Below are 3,930 nucleotides of genomic sequence, written 5' to 3'. Positions count from 1 at the left end.
GGGCTGGGGGTGCCTTCGAGCGGGCTGCACGCGAACGGGTACTCGCTGGTACGGCGGGTGTGCGGGATCGACGAGGACCCGTCGGTGCTGGACGTCAAACACGAGGAGCTGGGCTCGACACTGGGAGAGGCACTGCTGGCGCCGCACCGCTCGTACGTCAAGGCGCTGACGCCGGCGCTGGACCGGATCAAGGGGATGGCGCACATCACTGGGGGCGGGTTCCCGGAGAACGTGCCGCGGATGCTGCCGGAGGGGCTCGCGGCGCGGCTCTTGGGCGAGTCGTGGGAGGTCCCGCCGCTGTTCCGGCTGATCCAGCGGACGGGGAGCATCGGCGAGGACGAGATGCACCGGGTGTTCAACATGGGAGTCGGGATGATCGTGGCGGTGGCGCCGGAGGACGTCGCGGGGGTGCGTGCGGACGTGCCGGAGGCGTTTGTCGTCGGCGAGGCAGCGGACGCCGCGGGCGGGGCGTTGGTTACGATCTCGTAGGGGCGGCGCCATTCGGCCGGTTTCAGGGCGAGCGGGGTCTGCGGGGGTGTCCTGTCTGTCGGGGTTCCTGCCTCCGCAGGAAGGGGGGGGTGGTGGGGGTCATTCGCGGGGGTCAGGGTGGCCCTTCGACGGGCTCGGGGTGAACGGGGTTCCCGCTGTCGCGGGACGGGCCATTCGCGAATGGCCCCTACGCAAGTGGGTTGTGCGCAGCGGCAGAGGTCGGCCCCTCGGCCCTGTCCCTCTGGATTCCTGCCTGCGCAGGAATGACGAGTAAAACGGGCCCTGACGCTGTTCTCAAGCTTTTCTCCCTCAGATACCATCGTGGTACCCCCATCGGCAGGAGGCGGCATGAAGGCCCTTATCAGCGTGTATGACAAGACGGGCGTGGTGGAGCTGGCGCGCGCCCTGCAGGAGGCGGGATACGGGCTGGTCAGCACGGGCGGGACGCACCGGACGCTGACCGAGGCGGGGCTGGCCGTCGAGCAGCTCTCGGACGTGACGGGGTCGCCGGAGATGCTGGACGGGCGCGTGAAGACGCTGCACCCGGTCGTACACGGGGGCCTGCTGGCGCGGCGTGACCTGCCGGAGCACATGGGGGAGCTGGAGGCGCACGGCATCGCGCCCATCGACGTGGTGGTGGGGAACCTGTACCCCTTCGAGGCGACGGTGAGCCGGGAGGGGACCACGGACGCGGACGTGCTGGAGAACATCGACATCGGCGGGCCGACGATGCTTCGGGCGGCGGCGAAGAACCACCCGGCGGTGACGGTGGTCGTCGACCCGGCGGACTTCGGGTGGGTGGCCGAGCGCATCCGGGCGGGCGGGACGTCGCTGGAGGAGCGGCGACGGCTGGCGGCGACGGCGTTCTCGCACGTGGCGATGTACGACAGCATCGTGGCGGCGTGGATGAGGGGTTCGGACGACCCGTTCCCCAAGGAGCTCTCGATCGGCGTGCGGCGGGTGTCTGGGGAGCTGCGGTACGGGGAGAATCCGCACCAGCGTGGGGCGCTGTACGCGGACGCACCGAGCCGCGGGGGTGTGGTGGCGGCGGAGCAGCTGCACGGGAAGGAGCTCTCTTACAACAACATCCTGGACGCCGACGCGGCATGGCGTGCGGCGAGCGAGTTCTCGGAGCAGGCGGTGGCGGTGATCAAACACACCAACGCGTGCGGGCTGGCGGTGCACGCGGACCAGGCGGAGGCGTACCGGCGGGCCTTCGAGGGGGACAGCGTGTCGGCGTACGGGGGCATCCTGGGGGTCAACCGGCCCGTGACGGGGGAGGCGGCGGAGGCGCTGCGTCGGGTGTTTTTTGAAGTAATCGTGGCGCCGGGGTACGAGGACGCGGCGCTGGAGATCCTGCAGAAGAAGCGGGACCTGCGCATTCTCCGTGTCCCGGAGGCTCCCGGCGTCGGGCTGGCGTCGGCGCCGCTGCAGGTGCGGCGGGTGTCAGGCGGGCTGCTGCTGCAGACGGCGGACGCGCTGGACGAGGAGCCGTCGGCGTGGCGGGTGGTGACGCAGCGGGGGCCGAGCGAGACGGAGCTGGCGGACCTGGCATTCGCGTGGCGGGCGGCGAAGCACATCAAGTCGAACACGATCGTGCTGGCGAAGGGGCAGGCGCTGGTCGGGATGGGCGCGGGGCAGCCGAACCGGGTGAACAGCGTGCACCTGGCGGTGCGGGCCGCGGGCGAGCGGGCTGCGGGGACGGCGCTGGCGTCGGATGCCTTCTTCCCCTTCGCGGACGGGCTGGAGCTGGCGGCGGAGGCCGGGGTGACGGCGGTCGTGCAGCCGGGGGGCTCCATCCGGGACGACGAGGTCATCGCGGCGGCGGACAAGGCGGGGCTGGCGATGGTGTTCACGGGCGTGCGGCACTTCTTGCACTAGGCCCCTTCGGGGCTTTTGGTGGCGGGTGAGGTTTTTCCTTCTTGCGTGCTCCACCGGTGGTGTGGGGCGTTGTTTTCTGCTTTTCCCCTTTCCATCAGGGTGAACGGCCCCTCGTGCGCTGCCCCTCTGGATTCCCTAAACTCACAAACGAAGTGCAACACCTTGCTAAGGTGTTGTCATGGGAAAAGAGTACAGGCATGTCACCATTGAAGAGCGGTGTGAAATGGCCCGTCTACGAGCCGAGGGACAGAGTGTCCGTCAGATCTCAGCAAGTGTGGATCGCTCGCCATCGACAGTTGCTCGGGAGTTGAAGCGAAATGGTTCCCGGACTCAAGGGTATCAACCGGTGTACGCCGACCAGCAGGCACACGCCCGGCGTTGGCGTGGTTCCAAGCTGGAGCGGGACAGCGCCCTGCGGGACCAGGTGCTCACCCGTCTCCAGCAGGGTTGGTCGCCCGAGCAGGTGTCTGGCCGTCTGGCAGTGGAGTCAGGCAGACAGGTCATCTCCCACGAGACCATAGACCGGTTCATTTACGGCCAACTGGCCAGGAAGAAGGACTACTCCTGGCGCAACTACCTGCCACGCGGCAAGTCCAAGAGGGGATGGAGAGGTCGCAGGGGAGGCAACCCCGCCTCATTCATCCACCTCCGCCGTCCAGTTGCGGAACGTCCCCAGGGAGCTGACGACCGGCGGACACCCGGTCACTGGGAGGCAGACCTGATGCTCTTCCGCACCTACGGCCAAGCCGTACTCACCCTCCACGAACGCCACTCCCGCCTGCTCATAGCGCTCAGACCGGAGGGAAAGGCCTCAGCCCCCATAGCCGCGGCCATGGCACGGGTGCTGGCTCCCCTCCCGCCCGAGTGGCGTCAGACCATCACCTTCGATAACGGCACTGAGTTCGCAAGGCATCACCACCTCCATGACCAGGGTATCCAGACCTTCTTCTGTGATACCCACTCCCCATGGCAGAAGGGAGGCGTAGAGAACGCCATCAGGAGGATGCGACGCACCCTCCTAAGGAAGACCGACCTCGCCGGCCTCGCCGAGGACCGGTTCACTCAGCTGGTGCAGGCCTACAACAACACCCCGCGCAAATGCCTGGGGTACAGGACTCCCGCTGAGATATTCTCAGATCAGGTGTTGCACTTGAAATGTGAATCCATCTTCCTGCCTTCGCAGGAATGACGCGAATGGGGGCGGGTTCGTGACCGTGGGCAGTCGCGGGCGGCCCTGCCCCTGGATCCCGGCATGCGCCGGGATGGAGGGTGGTGGGGGAGCCAACATTGTTATTGCGCGTCGCGTTGGGGTTCCCGCTGGCGCGGGACGGGCCATTCACGAATGGCCCCTACGGCAGCGACTTGCGGTGGGTCGCTTCGGCTTGTCGGGGTTCCTGCCTTCGCAGGAACGACGGGGGTGTTTGCGTCACCTCCCCTATCCCGGACCTCCGCAGGGGCAGGGAGCGGGCGACCACGAGGGTCGCCCCTACGCACCCCCATCCCAACCTTCCCCCGCGAGCGGGGGAAGGGGTGCGCCGGCGCGGGGGCGACGGGGGTTAG

At 68.3% G+C, this 3,930-nt stretch carries 3 protein-coding genes; all 3 read left to right on the top strand.

Annotation, left to right across the window (positions count from 1 at the left end):
• Positions 1-489: AIR synthase-related protein (locus tag OXC99_10940; protein MCY4625499.1), on the top strand; the 489-nt coding region annotated here is incomplete at its 5' end.
• Positions 490-837: 348 nt separating this feature from the next.
• Positions 838-2,370 carry a bifunctional phosphoribosylaminoimidazolecarboxamide formyltransferase/IMP cyclohydrolase gene (gene purH, locus OXC99_10935; protein MCY4625498.1) on the top strand — a complete coding sequence of 511 codons (1,533 nt, stop codon included), beginning with the start codon at positions 838-840 and terminating at the stop codon, positions 2,368-2,370.
• Between the two features lie 178 nt (positions 2,371-2,548).
• Positions 2,549-3,559 carry an IS30 family transposase gene (locus OXC99_10930; GenBank protein MCY4625497.1) on the top strand — a complete coding sequence of 337 codons (1,011 nt, stop codon included), beginning with the start codon at positions 2,549-2,551 and terminating at the stop codon, positions 3,557-3,559.
• The last annotated feature ends 371 nt before the right edge of the window (positions 3,560-3,930 follow it).

This window comes from Chloroflexota bacterium, assembly GCA_026713825.1.
Classification (GTDB): Bacteria; Chloroflexota; Dehalococcoidia; order Lucifugimonadales; family UBA1127; genus UBA1127.
This window is presented reverse-complemented; position numbering and strand designations above follow the sequence as displayed.

Coding starts and splice junctions, on each gene's coding strand:
- purH (MCY4625498.1), top strand. CDS start 838: ATGAAGGCCCTTATCAGCGTGTATGACAAGACGGGCGTGGTGGAGCTG.
- OXC99_10930 (MCY4625497.1), top strand. CDS start 2,549: ATGGGAAAAGAGTACAGGCATGTCACCATTGAAGAGCGGTGTGAAATG.